Annotated in this window: 14 protein-coding genes; 5 read left to right on the top strand and 9 right to left on the bottom strand. The window is 59.8% G+C overall.

What is annotated here, in order from left to right:
• Positions 1–37: 37 nt before the first annotated feature.
• From AC3IUA_RS20765 to AC3IUA_RS20735, 7 genes are all read right to left on the bottom strand, one after another.
• Positions 38–3,004 carry an EAL domain-containing protein gene (locus AC3IUA_RS20765; RefSeq protein WP_489356783.1) on the bottom strand — a complete coding sequence of 989 codons (2,967 nt, stop codon included), beginning with the start codon at positions 3,002–3,004 and terminating at the stop codon, positions 38–40.
• A complete protein-coding gene (locus AC3IUA_RS20760) occupies positions 2,992–3,993 on the bottom strand; it encodes a substrate-binding domain-containing protein (protein WP_489356782.1) in 1,002 nt (333 codons plus the stop codon). The genes AC3IUA_RS20765 and AC3IUA_RS20760 overlap by 13 nt, the downstream gene beginning before the upstream one ends.
• Positions 3,994–4,457: 464 nt before the next feature.
• Complete coding sequence (gene fabB / locus AC3IUA_RS20755; RefSeq protein WP_489356781.1) at positions 4,458–5,678, bottom strand: beta-ketoacyl-ACP synthase I; 1,221 nt, start codon at positions 5,676–5,678, stop codon at positions 4,458–4,460.
• Positions 5,679–5,689: 11 nt separating this feature from the next.
• A complete protein-coding gene (fabA, locus tag AC3IUA_RS20750) occupies positions 5,690–6,208 on the bottom strand; it encodes a 3-hydroxyacyl-[acyl-carrier-protein] dehydratase FabA (protein ID WP_489356780.1) in 519 nt (172 codons plus the stop codon).
• A gap of 248 nt (positions 6,209–6,456) precedes the next feature.
• Entirely contained in the window at positions 6,457–8,358 is a 1,902-nt protein-coding gene (locus tag AC3IUA_RS20745) for an ATP-binding protein (protein ID WP_489356779.1), read from the bottom strand.
• Positions 8,355–9,287 carry an ABC transporter substrate-binding protein gene (locus tag AC3IUA_RS20740; RefSeq protein ID WP_489356778.1) on the bottom strand — a complete coding sequence of 311 codons (933 nt, stop codon included), beginning with the start codon at positions 9,285–9,287 and terminating at the stop codon, positions 8,355–8,357. The genes AC3IUA_RS20745 and AC3IUA_RS20740 overlap by 4 nt, the downstream gene beginning before the upstream one ends.
• Position 9,288: 1 nt before the next feature.
• The gene (locus AC3IUA_RS20735; protein WP_489356777.1) at positions 9,289–11,412 is read right to left on the bottom strand and encodes a TonB-dependent receptor plug domain-containing protein; all 2,124 of its coding nucleotides are present in this window, start codon (positions 11,410–11,412) and stop codon (positions 9,289–9,291) included.
• Between the two features lie 195 nt (positions 11,413–11,607).
• On the opposite strand from AC3IUA_RS20735, the gene AC3IUA_RS20730 reads away from it, so the two are divergent.
• The 5 genes from AC3IUA_RS20730 to AC3IUA_RS20710 all read left to right on the top strand — a co-directional run bounded on the left by AC3IUA_RS20730 (position 11,608) and on the right by AC3IUA_RS20710 (position 15,822).
• The gene (locus AC3IUA_RS20730; protein ID WP_489356776.1) at positions 11,608–12,633 is read left to right on the top strand and encodes an NAD(P)H-dependent glycerol-3-phosphate dehydrogenase; all 1,026 of its coding nucleotides are present in this window, start codon (positions 11,608–11,610) and stop codon (positions 12,631–12,633) included.
• An 18-nt stretch (positions 12,634–12,651) separates the two neighbouring features.
• On the top strand, positions 12,652–13,014 hold the full coding sequence (locus AC3IUA_RS20725; RefSeq protein WP_489356775.1) for a DUF4389 domain-containing protein: 363 nt from the start codon (positions 12,652–12,654) through the stop codon (positions 13,012–13,014).
• Complete coding sequence (sixA, locus tag AC3IUA_RS20720; RefSeq protein WP_489356774.1) at positions 13,011–13,460, top strand: phosphohistidine phosphatase SixA; 450 nt, start codon at positions 13,011–13,013, stop codon at positions 13,458–13,460. The genes AC3IUA_RS20725 and sixA overlap by 4 nt, the downstream gene beginning before the upstream one ends.
• A 221-nt stretch (positions 13,461–13,681) precedes the next feature.
• A complete protein-coding gene (locus AC3IUA_RS20715) occupies positions 13,682–15,349 on the top strand; it encodes an AMP-binding protein (RefSeq protein WP_489356773.1) in 1,668 nt (555 codons plus the stop codon).
• Between the two features lie 29 nt (positions 15,350–15,378).
• Entirely contained in the window at positions 15,379–15,822 is a 444-nt protein-coding gene (locus tag AC3IUA_RS20710) for a hotdog fold thioesterase (RefSeq protein WP_489356772.1), read from the top strand.
• Positions 15,823–15,870: 48 nt separating this feature from the next.
• Here the strand turns inward: AC3IUA_RS20710 and AC3IUA_RS20705 are convergent, their stop codons facing one another.
• Together AC3IUA_RS20705 and AC3IUA_RS20700 are read right to left on the bottom strand one after the other, a co-directional pair.
• Positions 15,871–18,900: an RHS repeat-associated core domain-containing protein gene (locus AC3IUA_RS20705; RefSeq protein ID WP_489356771.1), complete on the bottom strand. Its 3,030-nt coding sequence runs from the start codon at positions 18,898–18,900 to the stop codon at positions 15,871–15,873.
• A 108-nt stretch (positions 18,901–19,008) separates the two neighbouring features.
• Positions 19,009–22,038, bottom strand: a complete 3,030-nt coding sequence (locus AC3IUA_RS20700; RefSeq protein ID WP_489356770.1) for an RHS repeat-associated core domain-containing protein — start codon at positions 22,036–22,038, stop codon at positions 19,009–19,011.
• Positions 22,039–22,175: the final 137 nt, after the last annotated feature.

Below are 22,175 nucleotides of genomic sequence, written 5' to 3'. Positions count from 1 at the left end.
AACAGGATGGCGGCGCGGTTTTCAGTGTGAGCCAGGGTCAGGTCTGATGATGTTGCACAAGCCCCGGTTGAGACCGCCGGGGAGTGCGCAACAAGTGACTGATTTGTTCTGCGCTGACGGCTTTGCTGAACAGGTAGCCTTGCATCTCATCGCAGCCGTTTTCACGAAGGAAGATTTTCTGCTCTTCGGTTTCGACACCTTCGGCAATGACCTTGAGATTCAGTTTGTGTCCCAGCGAAATCACCGCGGTGGCAATGGCTTTGTCATTCTCGTTGTCGGGGAGGTCACGCACAAAAGACTGGTCGATCTTCAGTCGAGCGATTGGAAAACTTTTCAATGCGGCGAGGCTGGAGTAACCGGTGCCGAAGTCGTCGATCGAGAGCCGGATCCCCATCGCTTGCAGTTCCTTCATCGTGCACACGGCTTGCTGAAGGTCTTGCATGATCAGGCTTTCCGTCAGTTCCAGCTCAAGGTACATCGGGTCCAGTCCGGATTCTTGCAAGGCATTTCTCACCCGGTCGATCAGGTCCCTTTCGATGAATTGGCGTGCTGAAATGTTCACGGACATGGTAATCGGCGGTCTGCCCGCATCCTGCCAGGCCTTGTTCTGTTTGCACGCAGTGTGAATCACCCAGTCGCCGATGGGCACGATCAAACCAGTCTCTTCGGCCTGCGGAATGAATTTCACCGGAGAAACAATGCCGAGCGAGGGGTGCTGCCAACGGATCAGTGCTTCCACGCCGACAATCCGACCCGACTGTAAATCCACCTGCGGCTGGTACAGCAACAGGAACTCGTTATGGTTGATTGCATTGCGAAGTCCGTCTTGCATGGCGAGCTTGCCCTGAACTTTGCTGTTCATCTCGCGGGTATAAAACTGGTAACTGTTACGACCCAGTTCCTTGGCCCGGTACATGGCGGCGTCAGCATTGCTGAGCAGGGTGTCGGTGTCCGTGCCGTCGGCAGGGTAGGTGGCCAACCCGATGCTGCACGTGACGTGGAGTGTATGCCCGCTGAGCTGAATCGGCTGCAGGATGGCTTCCTGGATTTTGTGCACGGCCGGCGTAATGCCCTCGAGGTTGGAGGGTTGGTCGAACAGGATAATCACGAACTCGTCGCCACCCAGTCGTACCACCGTGTCGGAACGGCGGACACACTCCAGCATTCGCTGGGCGACGGTTTTCAGCAGTTGGTCTCCGGCACTGTGTCCCAGGCTGTCGTTCACCAGTTTGAATTTATCCAGGTCGAGGAACACTACCGTCACCAGACGGTCGTAGCGCTGAGCGTAAAGTATCGCTTGCTTGAGACGGTCTTCGAGCAGGGTGCGATTCGGCAGTCCGGTCAGCGCGTCATGGTCGCCCATGAAACGGATACGCTGTTCGGTGTGCTGGCGTTCTATTGCGATGCCGGCCAGTTGCGTCGCCATTTCAATCAGTTGCGTCTGGGTCGTGGTCGGGCTGCGCACAGTTTGGCAATACAAGGCAAAGGTGCCCAATACCTTGCGCTCATGGGACAGAATCGGCGTTGACCAACAGGCGCGAAATCCATAAGGCGCAGCGAGTGAACGGTACTCCTCCCACAGCGGGTCTTGCTCGATATCTGTGACAATGACCGGTTCTCGTCGATACACCGCGGTGCCGCACGAACCGACTTTCGGCCCGATCGCAACCCCGTCGATGAGTCGGGTATAGGCCTTCGGCAGACTGGGGGCTGCTCCATGCTGCAGGTGCACGCCATCCTCGTCCAGCAACAGGATGGACACCATCATTCCCTCCAGCTGGGACTCGATCAGTTGAGCGAGGCTGTCGAGGACTTCTTCGAGCTTGGTGCTCCTGGCGATCAGCTCGAGGACCTGACCTTGTCCGGCGCGGATCACGGCCTCTTGTTGCAGTTGGGTGTTTTGCACCGCGAGCCGCTCGGTGGCGATACTCAATAGGGTCGTTTTTCTTTCCAGCTGATGACGGTCCTCGAGGAACTGATTCACCGCGCGAGCCATGCTGCCAATCTCGTCCTTGCCGTGCTCGGCCATCATCAATTGCGCGTCGTCGACGTGCTCCTGGCGCAGTTGCCGGCTTATTTCATTCAGTCGTGCGAGTACATGACGGCCCATGAAAACACGGGTCACAAACCAGGCGAACAACAGACTGGCGCCCAACATGATCAACACCCATTGCTGGCTGCGATTGGAAGCCTCGACCAAGCGTTGCACGGCTTCGCGATAGTCCTCGGTGTAAGCGTTCGATTGCATCCGGGCCACCGCGACCAGCATGGCGGCCTGATTTTTCAGTTCCTCATGGAAACGCTGTATGACATCGTGCTGGTTGATGATCCTCAGACGCAGGGCGAACAGATCGGGTGTGACGGGTAACTTGCTTGCGGTTCGTGACAGGCTCTCGTACCGGCTCTGCAGCAGTTGCACGGCTTTGCTATTTTCAGCTTGCGGCAGGTCAAAGAGTACAACCGCCAGTCCCATGCTGACCTGGGTCCGGGCTCCGGTTAATTGGACGATGCGCTCCTGCAGGCTTTGCTCGAACCTGACTTCGGTTTGCAACTTGCTTTCTCGCAGCTGCGCCACGATGTTGGCGGTATTGCGGAACAACTGGCTCGACTGATGCACGTCGAGTATGGCTACGCCATTGTTCGCGGCCGTCAGCTGCAATACCAGCCGATCAAGTGCTTCAAGCTGTTCGACGGTCGCTGCATAGGTTGAATGCAGGGTTTCGAAAGAGCGGGTCGTCAATAGTTGATCGGTCTGGCGTTCGATCAGCAGTGTGTTCTGCACCATGTCCTGTCCATATTGCATACGGACCAGACGCTCATCCGTCAGCTGGCGGGTGGCACTGTTTGAGGTCCGTAACGCGTAGACCGCAGTCGCGCCACCGGCCAGGATCAGCAGCGCCAATGCCAGAAAAGCCAGTGTGAACTGCGCCCGCAGCGATTGCGGCAGTAGCTGGCGATACAGGCTTGTGAGCCGGGAAGTCACGTCCAATGTCAGGGATTCCAAAGGTGGCGGTAGATATCTCGGTAACCATTGTCCGGGTCGTACTGAAATTTCTTCCCGCCATCAAAAGCGATAGTGTCGATATTGACCAGATGAATCGGTGCCACGAAGCCGCTCACTGGCTGCCCCGCAAACAGCCGGTTCAATTCATCCATCACCTGCCAGCCGTGCAGGTTGAGGGGCTCGGCGACGGTGACGGTTTGATAGGTCTTTGCCTGTATGCGTAAAAACGCCGAAGCACTGCCATCCCCGGCAGACAGCAGACTCATGCCGTCGCTGGGAATCCCGGCACCGGTCAAGACGACAATCGAGTAGTCGAAATAGATATCGTTGATGGCCAGCGTATGAGTCCAGCGCTTGCCATGGCGTTGAAGCAGTTCCCGGGTGAGCGCAGGCATCTGCTCGCTGCTCTGCGAGATCGCGACGTCGCGTACTTCCAGCAATGTGCACTCCTGACAGGCCAGGATCACGTTTTCCATGGCCTTGGCTTTTGCAGTAGCGATGCTGTACCTGGAATCGGTCAGGATGACCACGCCGGCCTGTCCGTTTGACTGTGCCACTGCCGCCATGGCCGTGAGGCGAGCCACTTCCAGCGGATCAGTCGTGACATTCATCGCCACCGGCGTGCCACGAATCAGCCCGGGTCGTGCACCGGCGTGCCAGCCAACCACCGGCACACCCATGCGGGCGAAGGGGGTCAGCTGCGCGTTGTTCTCGAGGGCATCGGAGCCGCACAGAACCAGACCGTCGGGTTTTGCTGCCAAGGCATCGGCAAAAGCCTTCGCGCGCCCGACCGTTGATCCACCGCCATCGAATATTTTCAACGTCCAGCCCATCGCCGTAGCCGCCTCGCGGGCACCCTGCGCGACTCCGAGAATCCCCCCGTTACGCAAATCTTCCGCGACCAAGGCGATGCTCTTGCCACGTCGGGCAGACGGGCCGGATACCGGACCGCTCCAGCGAGCAGCTTCGAGGGTGGCCCTGGAAACCATTTGCTGCGCCTGACTCACCGTTACCTTTTCAGCGCTGGTTACGCTTGGTGGATTCGGTAAATTCTGAGCGTATCCGGGGGCGGCGGTGAAAAGACAGAAGGCCGTAATCGAAGAGATCCTGAGTAACCAGCGGCTGTGCAAACGCTTAGGGTTATCGTTGCATCCGATTGCGGACCTGAAGCCGACGGCGCGATCATATTCTGGCATGGCGTCCCTTTTTGCCGAGAGTGCAGCAGGGTCCGCGAGGGCCGTCGGGTCTGCTGTCATTACGTCTTGTATGGGTAAAGTGCGCGAACTTTAGTCCTGAACATTCAGGAAAAGGGGCAGGGTCCGTCGCACAGGACTAGGGACGATGGCCAAAGAGCATCGTTGACTACATCGGGTGGTTTTACAAGGCTTTACCTTCGGACAAACAACCAGGCAAAAAAAACGGCACCCGCAGGTGCCGTTTTTTCAGAGGCAGATTACTTGCCCTGCCAACGCTTCAGGACCAGGGTGGCATTGGTGCCACCGAAGCCGAAGCTGTTGCTCATCACGTTGTTGAGCGTGACGTTCTCGCGGGTTTTGGTCAGGATCGGCATGTCAGCGACGGCTGGGTCCAGTTCGTCGATGTTGGCCGAGCCGGCCATGAAGTTGCCTTCCATCATCAGCATGCAGTAGATCGCTTCATGAACGCCGGCGGCGCCCAGGGAGTGACCGGACAGGCTCTTGGTGGAACTGATGGCCGGAGCCTTGTCGCCGAACACTTCGCGGACACCTTCCATCTCCTTGGCATCGCCGACCGGAGTCGAGGTGCCGTGAGTGTTCAGGTAGTCGATCGGGCCATCAACGGTGGACATGGCCATCTGCATGCAGCGGATGGCGCCTTCGCCGCTTGGAGCGACCATGTCGTAGCCGTCGGAGGTCGCGCCGTAGCCAACGATTTCCGCGTAGATCTTCGCGCCGCGGGCCAGAGCGTGTTCCAGCTCTTCAACCACGACCATGCCGCCACCGCCGGCAATGACGAAACCGTCACGCTTGGCGTCGTAGGCACGGGAAGCCTTTTCCGGGGTTTCGTTGTACTGGCTCGACAGGGCGCCCATGGCGTCGAACAGGAACGACTGGCTCCAGTGTTCTTCTTCGCCGCCGCCGGCAAACACGACGTCCTGCTTGCCCATCTGGATCTGTTCCATGGCGCTACCGATGCAGTGAGCACTGGTGGCGCAGGCAGAAGCGATGGAGTAGTTCAAGCCCTTGATCTTGAATGGCGTGGCCAGGCAAGCGGAAACCGTGCTGCTCATGGTCCGCGTGACGCGGTACGGGCCGACGCGCTTCACGCCTTTCTCGCGCAGGATGTCCAGCGCTTCCATCTGGTTGAGGGTCGACGCGCCGCCGGAGCCGGCGATCAGGCCGGTACGCGGGTTGGAGACTTGTTCCTCGGTCAGACCGGAATCAGCGATTGCGTCTTTCATGGCCAGGTACGCGTAAGCCGCTGCATGGCCGACGAAGCGATAGGTCTTGCGATCTATAAGCTCTTCGAGGTTGAGGTCAATGGAGCCGGAAACCTGGCTACGCAGACCCATTTCGGCATATTCCGGGTTGAATCGGATGCCAGGGCGGCTTGCACGCAGGTTAGCGGAGACGGTCTCTTTGTCATTGCCCAGGCACGAAACGATGCCCAGACCAGTGATTACGACGCGGCGCATGCGGATAACCCTTATAAGTTGTCAGTGGTTTTGTTCAAGCCAACCTTGAGGTCTTTGGCTGTGTAAATCTCGCGGCCGTCGACGCTAACGCTGCCATCGGCGAATGCCACGGACAGTTTGCGATTTATAATAGTGCGAGTGATATCAATTTTATAGGTCACTTTTTTAGCGGTCGGCAGGATTTCGCCGGTGAACTTGACTTCCCCGCAGCCCAGTGCACGACCACGACCAGGCAGGCCTTGCCAGCCGAGGAAGAAACCGACCAGCTGCCACATGGCATCCAGGCCAAGGCAGCCGGGCATTACCGGATCGCCTTCGAAGTGGCAGGCGAAGAACCACAGGTCCGGAGTGATATCCAGCTCGGCGACCAACTCACCTTTGCCTTCCTTGCCTCCCTCGGCACTGATATGGGTAATGCGATCCATCATCAGCATATTCGGGGCGGGCAGTTGCGCGTTACCTGGGCCGAACAGCTCACCGCGACTGCAGCGCAGCAGGTCTTCCCGAGTAAAGGCGTTTTGTTTGGTCATGCGAGCTCCTCAATAGTCCCATGCGGCAGGGTGGGGCAAATCTTCCCGAGCGATTGAAGCGTTCATGCTTCGAATCGACAGCCTACTCATAGACTATTGCGTTGTAGTGAAAGTCACAGCACCAAGGGCACGAATGTACACTTGTGCACTGAAATTATTATCCAAGCCTGTTTATGGGCCTGTTCGGGTGCCTAAGACTGCCGCACTTTCGCATTTCACGCCAGTCGCAGATCGTCGAAACCTCTGTTCTACTGAACCCAACGTTGCAAAATTTGCTGCAGATCAGTGCGTTTGAACGGCTTGGCCAGATAATCGTTCATCCCGGCGTCCAGGCAGGCCTCGCGATCGCCCTGCAAGGCGTTGGCGGTCAGGGCAATAATTGGCAGCTCGGCGCAGCCGGGCAGTTGGCGGATCTGGCGGGTCGCTTCATAGCCATCGATCAGCGGCAATCGACAGTCCATCAGAATGGCTTCGAATATCAGGCTCTCGGCGCTGCGAATGGCTTGCGCACCGTCGGTGGCGACGCTGACGATGTAGCCCAGGCTGCGCAACATCGCTTCGATCACGGTCTGGTTGACCGGATTGTCCTCGACCAGCAGCACGTTGCGCCCCTCGCCATGGCCATTGGTTGAATGCACCCTGGGTGTCAACGCTGGCAGACTCTGCTGGTACAGCGCCAAGGGTATCTCCAGGGTAAACACCGAGCCACGGCCTTCTTCACTCCGGGCGCGCAGGGTGCCCCCCATCCGTTCGGCGAGGGTGCGGGCAATCGGCAGACCGAGCCCGGTGCCGCCATACCGTCGGGAAATCGAGCTGTCGGCCTGTTGAAAGGCATTGAACATCTGCTCCAGGCTTTGCGCCGATATCCCGATGCCACTGTCGCGTACGCTGCAGGTAAACCACAGTAACTGGTGATCCAGGGCTTGCCACTGCGGCTCGATGGTCACGCTACCCTGTTCGGTGAACTTCAACGCATTGCCGATCAGGTTGACCAGGATCTGCCGGATCCGGGTGGGATCGCCCTGGACCTGCAGCGACTCCATGCCGGCCGGAATCTGCAGTTCAAGATTGAGACCACGCTGCGCCGCGCTGTGCTGGAACGCCTGGGCGCAACAGGTGATCAGTTCGGCAAGATTGAACGGGATATGTTCCAGTTCCAGTGCCGCGCGCTCGATGCGCGAAAAGTCGAGGATGTCATTGATCACTTTGAGCAGGTGCTCGGTGGACTCCGAGGCCAGCGCCGCATATTCGATCTGCTCCTCGGTCATCTCGGTGGTTTCGAGCAGTTGCAGCATCCCCAGCACGCCGTTCATCGGCGTGCGCAGTTCGTGACTCATCATCGCGAGGAAGTCGGATTTGGCGTTGTTGGCTTTTTCCGCTTCTTCGCGGGTCTGGATCAGTTGGGCCATTGCCTGATGCTGTTCTCGGCTGGCTTGCTCGAGGCCGTCGGCGAGGTTGTTGATATGCCGTGACAAGTTGCCAAGCTCGGCATCGTCGACGATTGGCAGCGGGGTACTGTAGTCGCCCTGTTGAATGGCCTTGACCGCATTGCCCATGGCACTGATCGGCTGCGACAGGCTGGCGGCCAGGCGCCTGGCCAGGAGAAAGGTGAACAGCAAGGCGAACAGCGCCAGGACGCCCGCCTTGAGCAGGATTTCCTGCTGGCGCTGGCTGAAGGCATCGTTCGACATGCCGACAATTACCCGACCCAGGTAATCCTCCCGCGGGGCGTTGGCCGATGCTTTGCCGTCCGCGAAGAAGTCTGTGTTCAGGTGGATCCGTTGCAGGCGTACCGGGGCCTGAAACACTTCTACCTGTTGCGAGCGGTTGATGGTTTCCGAAGGCTGCTCGACGTACACCAGAATGTTGTTGGCGCTGTCCTGTACCTCCAGGAAACGCACGTGCGGGGTAGCCAGGGTGGCCTTCAACAGGCTTTCGAGCACCTCGTTGTTACCGGAAATCACCCCATACTCGGTGGCGGGCGCCAGTTGGTTGGCAATCAGCTGGCCTGTGTGGTTCAGCTCCTGGCGCAAATCCTGAATTCGCACGAAGGTAAAGAAGCTGATCAGCAGCAAGGTCAGTAGCAAGGCCGGGCCAAGGCTGATGATCTGGGTGCGGGTATTGATGTCCCAGCGGCGACGGAAGGTCATGGGCGGTGCTCTCTTGCGGCCAGCCGGGTGGCGACAGACTGTTCGTCAATCGGTTCGATACCCAGCGAGCGCGCCACTTGCGGGTTGCTCGCCACTTTGAATTGTTGTGGATACAGCGCTCGCGGCCAATTGGCGGGCGGGCGGTCGAGCAACGTGTCGAGGGTGGCCAGCCAGTCGTTTTGATCGCTGTAGGTGCTGGCCAGACTCCCGGCCTTGACGAAAGCGGCATTGGGGCCGATCAGCGCCAGCTGTCGGACATAGCTGCTGAGCAGCAGATTCTTCGCGGTTTTCGGGTTGTACAGGTCGTTATCGTTGAGACCCAGCAGCACGTCGCTGTTTTTCATCAGGACCTGCAGTGGGCGGCTGTCACTGGTGTTGTCCCAACGCCCGGTGATGACTTCCAGGCCCAGCGGTTGCGCTTGCTGGCGCAGTTCCTTCAGCAGAAATTCGCTGTGACGGTCATAGAGCACGCCGACCCGCCGGGCTTGCGGCAGGATGCTCTGGATCAGGCGCAATTGACGGTCCAGTGGCGGATCGCTCCACAGCAGGCTGAGGCGTTCCGGCAGGGCGCTGCCCAGACGTTGCCGGGCTTGCAACCGAGTGATGCGCAGCACCAGGGTCGCCGGCCCTTGGGCTTCTTGCAGCCGCCAGTCGAGGCTTGGCAGGTCGAGCAGAATCAGGCGCGTGCCCGCAGGCAGCTGGCTCGGTGCCGGCAGGGTCGCCAGCGAGCTGAAACGCACCTGGTCTTCGGGCCGCAATTGACTCAAGGCCCGAGTGAAGGACTGTACGCCGGGGCTGTCTTGAGCACCCGTCAGCACAATCTCGGCGGCGCGGCTGGCATGACTGGCGAGCAGGCAGATGATCCCCAGACACACTGACCCGAACAGGCGGCCCAGGGTTGGCATCGTCCGTGACTGATAGTGATCCATGCTAGAGCTCTAACTCCGCGCTGAAGTAGAGCACGTGGCGTTTGTCGTAGGTGTTATCGACAAAGCTGGTGGGCTGGTCGTCGAGCCGTTGCTGGAGTACCCCGGCCAGTTCCAGGCTGGCCTTGCCCAAGGCAAGGCGCTTGGCGATCCGCGTGTCGACCCGCTCGAAGCGATAGCCATTGAGGGCGTTGTTGCCATAGTAGAAGAGCGCGCTGGACCAGCCCTGACCCCAATCGCGCAGCCAACCCGCCGAACCGCTGTTGCGGGCGGTCAGGTGCTGGTCGAGCGGGTTGCTCGCCTTTGCGTCCACGTAGGCATAAGTCAGGCGCAAGCGGTCCGCAGCGCTGATGCGCCAGTCCAGCTGGGTTTCGCTGCCAGTGAAGCGTGAGGAATTCGAGTTGCTGGCGATATATTGGTTATTACGCAGCGGCTCGCTGATCATTCCGGTGATCTCGTCGTAGAACAACTTTGAGTCGACGGTCAGCCCGACATCGGCAAAGAAGCCGTTGTAGCCCAGTTCCCGCGAACGCATGTGTTCTTGCTCAAGGTCACCCGGACCGCGGGTCTTGACGAAGTACCGGGCACTGGATTGTCCATAGGCTCTGGGGCTCAGGTTGGTGACTCGATAGCTCCAGTTGACGTTGTTCTCGAACATGTCGGGCGAACGAATGGCTTCCGAGTACACCGCGCGCAGGCCGTGGCGCGGGGTTATCAGATAATTGACTGCGACCCGTGGGGTCAATGAGCTGCCAATCAACCGGGTGTCTTCAAACATGGCACCGCCCTGCAGCAGCCAGTGTTCGCTGGCGCGCCACTCAAGCTGACCGAACAGACGCCAGATGGTGTCATCAAGGGTGCCATTGAAATAGGTCTCGGAGACTGCTCGGTCGTAACGATAGCTGATCCCGCTGACCAGCCGCAGGTTATCGGACAGGCTGAGAGTATCCTGCAGTTCGAGGTCATAGCGCGACTCGCGGGCGCTCTGGTCGATATCGCCGCACAGGGTTTGTTTCGCGCCGCCTTTCCATTGCTCCAGCACCTGATTGGCCAGTGCCTGTTGCGCCGGTGCTCCGGGTGGTGCCCCGGTGCCGGTGTAGTTGTCCATGTGCCGGGCGAGGCGTTCGGCGTAGTTCGGGTCGAGCTGCCAGAGTCGGGTCAGTTCCGGACTGAATGAGACCTCGGCGTCGCAGGCCCGCCAAGTCTGCTGGCGGTCCCAGCGTTGCGCCGATCCTTGAACATAGAGGCTGTGATCCGGGTTGATGTCCAGGTTCCAGCGCAACGAACCGGCATAGTCCTTGGCGATGACGTCAGAACTATTACCTGCCGCGGTGATACCGGGGAAGACCGGTTGATAGGTATAAGGCCGCTGATTGGTGCCATCCTTGGCATTCAATTGCCAATCGATACTTTGCTGTTCGTCGAGCATCTGGCTGACGGACAGGCTCATGCGGTTCAAGCGGCGACTGTCGCGGTAATCCGCGCCGCTGCGATCCGCATCGAAGCCGTCATCTTCCTGGCCGGAAAGCGACAGGCGCAGGTCGCCGGTTTCCCAGCCGCTGCCCTGGCTTGCATACCAGTCATTGATACCGCGCTGGCCACGGCTGACCTTCATCCGCGTCCCGTGGCTGTCGGCCGGCGAACGGGTGATGATATTGACCACCGCCATCAGTGCATTGGCGCCATAGCTGACGGTATTGGGCCCGCGGAAGACTTCGATGCGTTCGATATCCTCCAGGGCCACCGGAATATCGCTCCAGTCCACGGTCGCAAGGCCGGCGCGATACACCGAGCGACCGTCGATCAGCACCTGCATGCGTCGCGCTTCCCGGGCGTTGCTGCCGTGATAGTTCACCGCGGCCTGATTGCCGCTGATATTACCGACCATCATCCCCGGCACCAGGCGCAGCAGTTCACTGATATCCCGCGAACCGCTGGCTTTGATCAATTCGCTGTCGATCACCGTCATGCTACCGGGCACTGCGGCCGGCGACTGTTTCAGGCGCGTGGCGGTCAGTACCTGGGGCAGGGACTGGCTGTCGAGAAACAGGTCATCGGCCATCACGGTGTTGCTGACAATCAGCGCCATCAGCAGTGAAGAACGCGGTGGGGAAGGGCCAAAATACACGGCACAGCCTTGATAGCAGGTAATTGCCGCGCATGTTAACCGAGCGTGGCGGGTTTTCCAGTCGACTGGTACGCAATTAGTAGGGTGAAACCGTCAGATCCGGACATTTGTCAGTAATTGATCGCAGGGCTGGCCGCCTGAGGACTGCCCCGTATAATGCTGACATCGCCACTGCTATGGATTAATGGATTGCATATGACTGAACAGCGCCCTATTGCGGTCCTGGGAGGCGGAAGTTTTGGTACCGCCGTGGCCAATCTGCTGGCCGAGAATGGACTGGGTGTGCGGTTGTGGATGCGTGACCCGGAACAGGCCGAGGCTATTCGGGTCAACCGCGAGAATCCGCGTTACCTCAAAGGCATCAAGGTTCAACCGACGGTGGAACCGGTCACGGACTTGCTGGCGACCCTGACCGACTGCGATCTGTGCTTTGTCGCATTGCCGTCCAGCGCCTTGCGCTCGGTGCTGGCCCCTCACGCCGAGCTTTTGAGCGGCAAATTGCTGGTCAGCCTGACCAAGGGCATTGAGGCGCACACCTTCAAGCTGATGAGCGAGATTCTCGAAGAAATCGCTCCCCAAGCGCGAATCGGCGTGTTGTCCGGGCCGAACCTGGCTCGGGAAATTGCCGAACATGCGCTGACCGCCACCGTGGTCGCCAGCGAAGACGAGGAGCTCTGCCAACGCGTCCAGGAGGCGCTGCATGGCCGTACCTTCCGCGTCTACGCCAGTGCCGACCGCTTTGGTGTCGAGTTGGGCGGTGCATTGAAGAACGTCTATGCGATCATCGCCGGCATGGCGGTAGCCCTGGGCATGGGTGAAAACACCAAGAGTATGCTGATCACTCGCGCGCTGGCGGAAATGACCCGATTCGCGGTGAACCAGGGCGCCAATCCCATGACTTTCCTTGGTCTGGCCGGGGTCGGTGATTTGATCGTCACCTGTTCTTCACCCAAGAGTCGCAATTATCAGGTGGGTTTTGCCCTGGGCCAGGGCTTGAGCCTGGAGGATGCGGTAACGCGTCTGGGCGAAGTCGCCGAGGGCGTGAACACGCTCAAGGTGCTCAAGGCCAAGGCTCAGGAGGTCGGGGTGTATATGCCGTTGGTCGCCGGATTGCATGCGATTCTGTTTGAAGGGCGCACGCTCAACCAGGTGATCGAGTTGTTGATGCGTGGCGAACCGAAAACCGATGTCGACTTTATCTCCACCAGTGGTTTCAACTGAGCAGGAAAGGAGCGAGACATGAACGATCCGAAGGATCCATCCGCAATAACCGAAGCCAGGTATGAGTCCATTTTGCTGCGCGTCCTGTGGATGCTGGTGTACGTGCTGGTCTGGCAAGTGGCGCAATTCATGCTTGGCGCCGTGGTGCTGGTGCAGCTCATCTACCGGCTGATCTACGGTGCACCGAGTGCCAGTCTGATGAACTTCGGCGACAGCCTGAGCCAGTTCCTGGCGCAGATCGGGCGCTTCGGCAGTTTTCACAGCGACCAGAAACCCTGGCCATTCGCCGATTGGCCGACCCCGCGTACACCGGAAGGCGAAGCACCGCATGCCGTGCCACCGGCACCGCACCCGGTTCGGGATGAGGAGCCGAAGCTATGAAGCTCTGGGTGCTGCGTCACGGCGAAGCCGAGCCCCACGCCCGTAGTGATGCCGAGCGTAACCTGACCGAGAATGGCCGCAAGGAAGTGCTGAGCAGCGCCGCGCAGCTCATCGGCCAACCGATCAGCGCGATCTACGCCAGCCCTTACACACGGGCGCAGCAGACCGCGCAATTGGTGCGCGAAGCCCTGGGCTTCGAGCCGGAGGTCCGCACCGTGAAGTGGCTGATTCCCGACCACGATCCGCCGGCGGTGGTGGATGAGCTCGACTCGTTGGACAACGTGCTGCTGGTCAGCCATAACCCGCTGGTCAGCAACCTGATTGCCTATCTGCAACACGGCCACTGGCGCGAATCGCAGCGGGTGGGCACCGCCGACCTGGTCGAGCTGGAAGGTGACTGGCCACTGGCGGGGTTGATGACGCTCAAGAGCATCAAACATCCCTGACCGCGTTCCTCGAATGCCTGGGGGAATGCAAAAAGATCGCAGCCTGCGGCAGCTCCTACAGGTTTTGCGTACACCTGATTCGGCGTAGGAGCTGCCGAAGGCTGCGATCTTTTTCTACGCAACACTGCCAATCTCCGTCCTATGTCTGTGAAATAGTCGACCGAGCAGTTGCTTGGTTGACTACGCTTTCTGCCACACAGAACAAAAAGGGAGCGCATGGCATGTCTGCCGCTTTTCGTTTGCCGCTGGAAGTGTTCTACGAGCGGGAAGCTCATCATCCCCTCCAACGTTTCCTGGTCCAGCCACAGGGAGGCGGGCAGGTCGAAACCCTGAGTTGGTCCGACGTCGGTTACCAGGCCCGCTGCGCGGCCCACTGGTTGCGCGCGCGGGAGTTGCCGCAAGGCAGCCACATCGCAATCATTTCAAAAAACTGCGCGCACTGGATCATCGCCGACCTGGCGATCTGGATGGCCGGGCATGTGTCTGTCCCGCTGTATCCCAACCTGACGGCCGACTCGGTTGCGCAAGTGCTGGAGCATTCGCAGTCGCTGCTGGTATTTATCGGAAAGCTCGATGACTGGCCGGGCATGGCCTCCGGGATCCGCGGCGACTTGCCGACCATCAGTCTGCCGCTTTGTCCCGAAGGCTCGTTTGATTACTGTTGGGCCGACCTGCAACGCAGTTCACCGATCCAGGACGACCCGCTGCCCGCTGCCAGGCAACTGGCGACGATCATTTACACCTCCGGCACCACGGGCATGCCAAAAGGCGTGATGCACAGTTTCGCCAATCTAGCTTTCGCCACCACCCAGGGCACGAAATTGTTTGGCCTGGGGGAGTCGGATCGGCTGCTGTCGTACCTGCCGCTGTGCCATGTGGCTGAACGGATGTTTGTCGAACTGGCGTCGATCTATAGCGGGCAAACGGTGTTTTTTGCCGAGAGCCAGGACACCTTCCTGACCGATCTGAAGCGCGCCCGGCCGACCGCGCTGTTCGGTGTGCCACGGATCTGGACCAAATTCCAGATGGGCGTTTACAGCAAGATGCCCGCCAAACGCCTGGATTTTCTGCTGGGTTTGCCGATCATTGGCCGCCGGGTAGGGCACAAAGTCCTCGCCGGGTTGGGCCTGGATGCTTTGCGCATCGCCTTGTCCGGCGCCGCGCCGGTGCCGCAGACTTTGCTCGAGTGGTACCAGCGGCTCGGCCTGGATGTGCTGGAGGTCTATGGCATGACCGAGAATTGCGGTTATTCCCACGTCGGTCGGACAGGTCAGCACACACCAGGCTGGATCGGCGCACCCTGCCCGGGAGTTGAAGTGCGGATCGACGAGGCGGGTGAAGTGCAGGTGCGCAGCGCAGCCACCATGCTCGGCTACTACAAGGACCCGCAGAAGACTGCTCAAACCCTTACCGAAGACGGCTTTCTGCGCACTGGCGACAAGGGCGAGCAAGACGCCGAAGGCAATCTGCGCCTGACCGGGCGACTCAAGGAAATCTTCAAGACCAGCAAAGGCAAATACGTTGCCCCGGCACCGATTGAAAATCTCCTGGCGGTGCATTCGCGGATCGAGCAGGTGTGTGTGGTCGGTGATGGGCTGAGCGCGCCGCTAGGACTGTGTGTGCTGTCGGCGGTCGGGCTTCAGGATGCCACCAGTGCCGGCCGCAAGGGTTTGCACGCTAGCCTGGAAACCTTGCTGATAGAAGTCAACGGCATGCTCGACAAACATGAACGCTTGCGTCGACTGGTGGTGGTGAACGACAGTTGGGCTGTGGAAAACGGTTTCCTGACGCCCACCTTGAAGATCAAACGCAATGTGATCGAGGCCACCTACGGCGCACGCTTCCAGGAATGGAGCGAGCGTTGCGGAGTGGTGCTGTGGCAGGATTGATGCGAATAAAACCAATTAAGGATGTAGCGATGAGTCTATGGCGTACCGCTCCCAACATAGAGCAACTGAACGCGATCCAGAAAAACACCATTGGCGAAGTGCTGGATATCCGCTTCGAATCCTTTGATGAAGAGTCCCTGAGCGCGAGCATGGTGATCGACCATCGCACCCATCAACCCTATGGTTTGCTGCATGGCGGCGCTTCGGTAGTACTGGCCGAGACTGTCGGCTCCATGGCCAGCTATCTGTGCATCGATGCCAGCAAGTTCTATTGCGTAGGGCTTGAGATCAACGCCAATCATCTGCGCGGCTTGCGCAGCGGGCGGGTGACGGCAGTGGCGCGAGCGATTCACATCGGTCGCACCACCCATGTCTGGGACATCCGCCTGAGCAGCGACGAAGGCAAGGCCAGCTGCGTGTCGCGGCTGACCATGGCAGTGGTGCCGCTGGGGCAGCTTGCGCCGGGGCAGTAAAGACGTCTTGCAGCCATGCCAGCCCGGCAGTTGTCCGGGGGATGTTGGCTAGAGCGAATAGCATCGCTGCCCGCGGCGCGGTTCGGTGACACTGAACCCATGGATGACCTGCGGATCGCTTGGGCCCATTGTGTTTTCTGCGGCAGAGGTGGGCACCTGTGTGCCGGTGACCCCGGTGCCAGTGATGTCAGGCATTTCAATGTCGTGAGAAAACTCTGCGGTGTTCTGCGAGGTGAATCCACTCAACCCTGAATCCACCGCAGTCTTAACTGCCAGGCGGTTGCCACCGATTCCGCTGGTGATGCTTCGCGTGAGTGCGTTGCCCAATATGGGGCCCGAGGCGCTGATTACCTCTGCCAGTGGCATGCCGATCAGTTGGCCAAGCGTTGCGAATGTGCCACGGGTTGCAGTGCCGATAAGCAGTTTGGTTCCGTTGACCTTGGGCCCTCCGCCTCTGCCTTTCTTGAACGTCGACTTGGTACTTGCAGCTCGCACGGCCGAGGATGCTGCCACCCCGCTGCCTGTAGCTACCCCGGCGACAACAATGCCTTCGATGGCGTGATTGACGCTGAAGTCATTGGCTGGCAGCAGAAGTCCCCCGGCAGCTCCCACCGTACCCGCGGCGACCATAGCGGCGAAGGCACCCAGTACAAAGATGTGTAGTTCGGGAAAGCGGTCCCATGGGTTGGTCGGGCCAAGGTGGTTGAGGCTTTGGAAGGTCAGCTCCCGGGCAAAGCTGCCTGGAAGGCTGGCGATCGTAGCTATGGCCGGACTGTTGATTCCAGGAGCGGTGAAATGACCGATGAGCGAAGGCGCAGCACCAATCAATGCGCCGAGGATTGCCCCAACGGCTGTCCAGACCCATTGACGAGAGCTGCTTGAAGAGTGTCCCCCGGTGTTCGACTGGGCCCAATTCGCCACGCCCGCACCGACCAACGCACCCATTACTGCGCCGATGAGCGCACCGGCCAGGGTCAATGCCCAGTTCACGGGATTCAAATAGTTGAGTAACGCTGTTGTGCCGTATCTGACTCCAGCGCCCACCGTCGCCGCAGCGGTTTCACGAAGCAGCGAAGCTCCTCCTGCCTGCGCGGCTTCAGATAAGCTCAGACCTTGTATGTCGACATATCTCAATGGATTGCCATGCACCATGGCATACAGATTCAAGCCATCCGCGGCCCCCGCCGGGTCCGGGTTGATCCAGCGCGGCCACCACGGCGCGTAATACCTGAACCCGTAGTAATACAGTCCCGTGGCATCGCGTTCCTTGCCTGAGTAGCGAAGGGTCTTGTAGCGGGCTTCGACCTTGTCGCGGCCGGCCCAGCAGGCTGTTCCGCCGTAGGGATAGAACCATTCCTGGCTGATCAGGGCGGCATTTTCATCCAGCTCCAGGGTGCTTGATCCCAGGTGATCGCTCAGGCTGTAGCGTTGCTGATGGTCGGCAATGCCCGGTGGCCGACCTTTGTCCCAATGCAACACCTGCACCGTACTGCGCCCGGCCTGTACGGTGAGGACGTACAGGGTTTCATCGGACGAGGTGCGAATCTCCAGCCCCGGCAAATAGCGCACTTCGTGGGTGCGAGTGAGCGTGCCGGTGTAGGCGCTGCGGATCTTGCGTTGCCGTTGTCCAGAGCCGTCATAGAGGTAGATTTCGGCATCATTGGCTCTCTCTTCACGCACCACCTGATCGACCCGACACAGCTGGTTGCGCACATCCCACCCCAGCGGTTGGCCGGGTTGCAGCAGCGTCGGGTTGCCGTTGGCATCGAATCCGGCGGCGATCTCGGCTTCCGTCGGCAGTCCGCCATCCGCTTTCTCGGGCAGGCTGCGATTGCTGTACGTCGAAGTGGAGAGGCGCCGGGTCTGGTTCTGGCTGGCGGCGGTGTGCACCAGCACGTCCAGATTACCGCCGGGATCGTAGCTGAAGCTCTGGCTGTAGTTCTCCAATTGGCCGGGGTCGGCCGGCGACTGGAATGCCGGCAACGGCGGGCCGATCAGGCCGTTGATCGCCTGACGACCGGTAGCGTTGGTCAGTTGATACAGCGTGTCGTATTCGTAGGTGTTGAGCGCTTCGACCCGCTGGTTGCGAAAGTAACGGACCGGTTGGGCAGCGTCCCTGACCTTTAGAAGGTTGCCGACCGGATCGTAGTCATAGCGCAAATCCTGCAGCGCAGCTTGCCCGGGAACCTGGGCCTTGAGCTGTTGCAGTCGACCGTCCAGCGCTGAATAAGTGGCACAGGAGACGACCTTGTTACCGGCGGTTTGCCGTTCGATCTGGCCGAAGGCGTTGTACTGGATCGCGCTGATCAGGGTCAGGGCAGAGCCTTCGGCGAGTTTCAGCCGAGTCTCGTGCAACTGCCCGGCGATGGTCTGGCTGAACGACTGGAGGTTGCCTTGCGCATCGGTCTGACTGAAGGCCTCGCCCGCGGCGTTGTAGCTGAACCGGGTGGTGGCGCCCTTGGTTTCCAGCAGCAGGTCGCGGTCGGCCACTGCTGCTGGCCAGTGCGCCAAAGTTTCATAGTCGTCGAGGAAATAGCAGGTCTGTGCAAGTGCCGCGCCGGCCAGGCTGAACTCGGGAAAATGCTGGGTGCCGGCCGTATCGTCATGGCGAATCAACTGGCCGCACTGGTTGCGGCGAGCAGACTCATCCGTGGGTTCGGCATAGGTAAAACACGCACTGCGCCGCTCCGGCTCGTTGGCTGGCTGTTCATAGCCCATCATGGGCCGCAGCAGGCGGTCATAGTCGAGGCGACTGTGATTGAGTTTTTGGTCCCAGCTTTCCAGCCATTGCCCGGCTTCTCCCGCCAGGCTCAGACGCCAGCCGGCATCCACGCTGTCGCTCAGCAGGACGCTGCCCGACAGGCTGAACACCCTGGAAAGATTGGCCCGGGCCTGCGGTTCGCTCTCAAGAAGCTTGAACAGTCGCGGGTCGCGGCTGTGGGTGGCTCGCCCGGCAGCATCGTAGGTCTGTCGGGAGATGCGGGCCTCAAGGGTCGAGCCACGGTGATAGGCCACAGCACGCACAGCGAGCCCGCGAGGATCGATCACCTTGAGTGTCGGGGTGTGCGCATGCAGCATGGCCAGCTCCGTGGCGGCGACTCTTTTTGTGGCGTAATCGCTTCAACATCAAGAAGACGGTTTGTTGTGATTCAACGCCAACGGGCTTTGCCGGCGTGAACATTTGCTCTAGTACATAACGGCAGAGTTCGATCGGGCTAAGGTCGAAAAACTATCTACTCTGCGGACACTGGTCATTTCTATTTCATTTGATGCAACCACGTCATCTATTCTCCACTGTGAGCGCGAACGCATGGTGGCAGGATCACCATTGATATCTGCACTTGAGTAGTTCAGCTCATGATAGCCGTCCAGCACATACGAACCCGCCAACGCTCGTGCCTCGGTGTGAGTCCCGAGTACGCGATCAACAATTTCTCCCGCCATAGAGCTCGAATCAAGTCCGGTTAACCCGACAACCATCCCCAAACCGATAACTGTAGTTGAGCCGAAAGTCCGTGTAGCAATGCCGTGTGCCGTACCTTTCCTGGTGGATTGCGAGAGAGGATTTGTGAGTGTGTTCGTACCGGATTTAAAGATTGCGTCAGAATGGAATCCGCGTGCCACTGTTCCGCCGAGAGCACCGAGGGCTTCGCCCATGGTGTCTCCGGCAATACTTTTGACTAGCGCTGGCAATGAGTGTGCGGCGGCCCCTATACCGGCCAGTGATGCCCCGTAAAATAAGGCTCCAGCTCCTGTTCCGTTCAATGGTGGTCGGGAATTCCAGGTAATGTTTGGTCCGAATTCCGCAATAGTCCGCTGAATAGGTTCGCGTATGGCTGCGTTCACAGCGAGTCCGATCTGCAAGATGGCCACCTGATTGGGCTTTGGTTCTGAGGTTGTCAAACTTGCCATGGCAGTGAAGTAGCCAATAGCTGAGGGGAGGGCGCCTAGGAGTCCCCCTGCCAAACCGCCGAGGACCGCTCCTGCTTTTTTAGCCGTCCTATTGTTGCCGAAACGGGTTGAAGCCATGTAATTGGCACCCAACCCAGCGCCCAGGTGAGCTGAAGCTGCTCCACCCAATATCGCGCCAGTCATTGATGTTGCTGCAATCGTTGCAGCGTCAACGGGCAAGTTTTTGAGTCCTTCGGTTGCATAATATTGAGCTGTTACGGCTACTGCCGTCGCTAACCCGTCTCGTGCCATGCTTGCCCCGGCAGCCATCGCTATCTCTGACCATGTGCTCGTCAAACCTTGCAGATCCACGTTCCCCACCGGATTGCCATGCACCATGGCATACAGATTCAAGCCATCCGCGGCCCCCGCCGGGTCCGGGTTGATCCAGCGCGGCCACCACGGCGCGTAATACCTGAACCCGTAGTAATACAGCCCCGTGGCATCGCGTTCCTTGCCTGAATAGCGAAGGGTCTTGTAACTGGCTTCGACCTTGTCGCGGCCGGCCCAGCAGGCTGTTCCGCCGTAGGGATAGAACCATTCCTGGCTGATCAGGGCGGCATTTTCATCCAGCTCCAGGGTGCTTGATCCCAGGTGATCGCTCAGGCTGTAGCGTTGCTGATGGTCGGCAATGCCCGGTGGCCGACCTTTTTCCCAATGCAACACCTGCACCGTACTGCGCCCGGCCTGTACGGTGAGGACGTACAGGGTTTCATCGGACGAGGTGCGAATCTCCAGCCCCGGCAAATAGCGCACTTCGTGGGTGCGAGTGAGCGTGCCGGTGTAGGCGCTGCGGATCTTGCGTTGCCGTTGTCCAGAGCCGTCATAGAGGTAGATTTCGGCATCATTGGCTCTCTCTTCACGCACCACCTGATCGACCCGACACAGCTGGTTGCGCACATCCCACCCCAGCGGTTGGCCGGGTTGCAGCAGCGTCGGGTTGCCGTTGGCATCGAATCCGGCGGCGATCTCGGCTTCCGTCGGCAGTCCGCCATCCGCTTTCTCGGGCAGGCTGCGATTGCTGTACGTCGAAGTGGAGAGGCGCCGGGTCTGGTTCTGGCTGGCGGCGGTGTGCACCAGCACGTCCAGATTACCGCCGGGATCGTAGCTGAAGCTCTGGCTGTAGTTCTCCAATTGGCCGGGGTCGGCCGGCGACTGGAATGCCGGCAACGGCGGGCCGATCAGGCCGTTGATCGCCTGACGACCGGTAGCGTTGGTCAGTTGATACAGCGTGTCGTATTCGTAGGTGTTGAGCGCTTCGACCCGCTGGTTGCGAAAGTAACGGACCGGTTGGGCAGCGTCCCTGACCTTTAGAAGGTTGCCGACCGGATCGTAGCCATAGCGCAAATCCTGCAGCGCAGCTTGCCCGGGAACCTGGGCCTTGAGCTGTTGCAGTCGACCGTCCAGCGCTGAATAAGTGGCACAGGAGACGACCTTGTTACCGGCGGTTTGCCGTTCGATCTGGCCGAAGGCGTTGTACTGGATCGCGCTGATCAGGGTCAGGGCAGAGCCTTCGGCGAGTTTCAGCCGAGTCTCGTGCAACTGCCCGGCGATGGTCTGGCTGAACGACTGGAGGTTGCCTTGCGCATCGGTCTGACTGAAGGCCTCGCCCGCGGCGTTGTAGCTGAACCGGGTGGTGGCGCCCTTGGTTTCCAGCAGCAGGTCGCGGTCGGCCACTGCTGCTGGCCAGTGCGCCAAAGTTTCATAGTCGTCGAGGAAATAGCGGGTCTGTGCAAGTGCCGCGCCGGCCAGGCTGAACTCGGGAAAATGCTGGGTGCCGGCCGTATCGTCATGGCGAATCAACTGGCCGCACTGGTTGCGGCGAGCAGACTCATCCGTGGGTTCGGCATAGGTAAAACACGCACTGCGCCGCTCCGGCTCGTTGGCTGGCTGTTCATAGCCCATCATGGGCCGCAGCAGGCGGTCATAGTCGAGGCGACTGTGATTGAGTTTTTGGTCCCAGCTTTCCAGCCATTGCCCGGCTTCTCCCGCCAGGCTCAGACGCCAGCCGGCATCCACGCTGTCGCTCAGCAGGACGCTGCCCGACAGGCTGAACACCCTGGAAAGATTGGCCCGGGCCTGCGGTTCGCTCTCAAGAAGCTTGAACAGTCGCGGGTCGCGGCTGTGGGTGGCTCGCCCGGCAGCATCGCAGGTCTGTCGGGAGATGCGGGCCTCAAGGGTCGAGCCACGGTGATAGGCCACAGCACGCAAGGCAAGCCTGCGAGGATCGATCACCTTGAGTGTCGGGGTGTGCGCATGCAGCATGGACAGCTCCGTGGCGGCGACTTCGAGCTTGATGATCGTCGCGAGGTTCCTTTATTCGCTTGCATCGATTTGCTGTCAACTGTCAGAACTAACAGGTATCCGGTCGAAATGGTCGCGGCAGGACTGTCATCACTCCT

This window comes from Pseudomonas sp. KH_050 (assembly GCF_057838875.1).
Note: the sequence above shows the minus strand (reverse complement) of the source record. Positions and strands in the feature narration are given on the sequence as shown.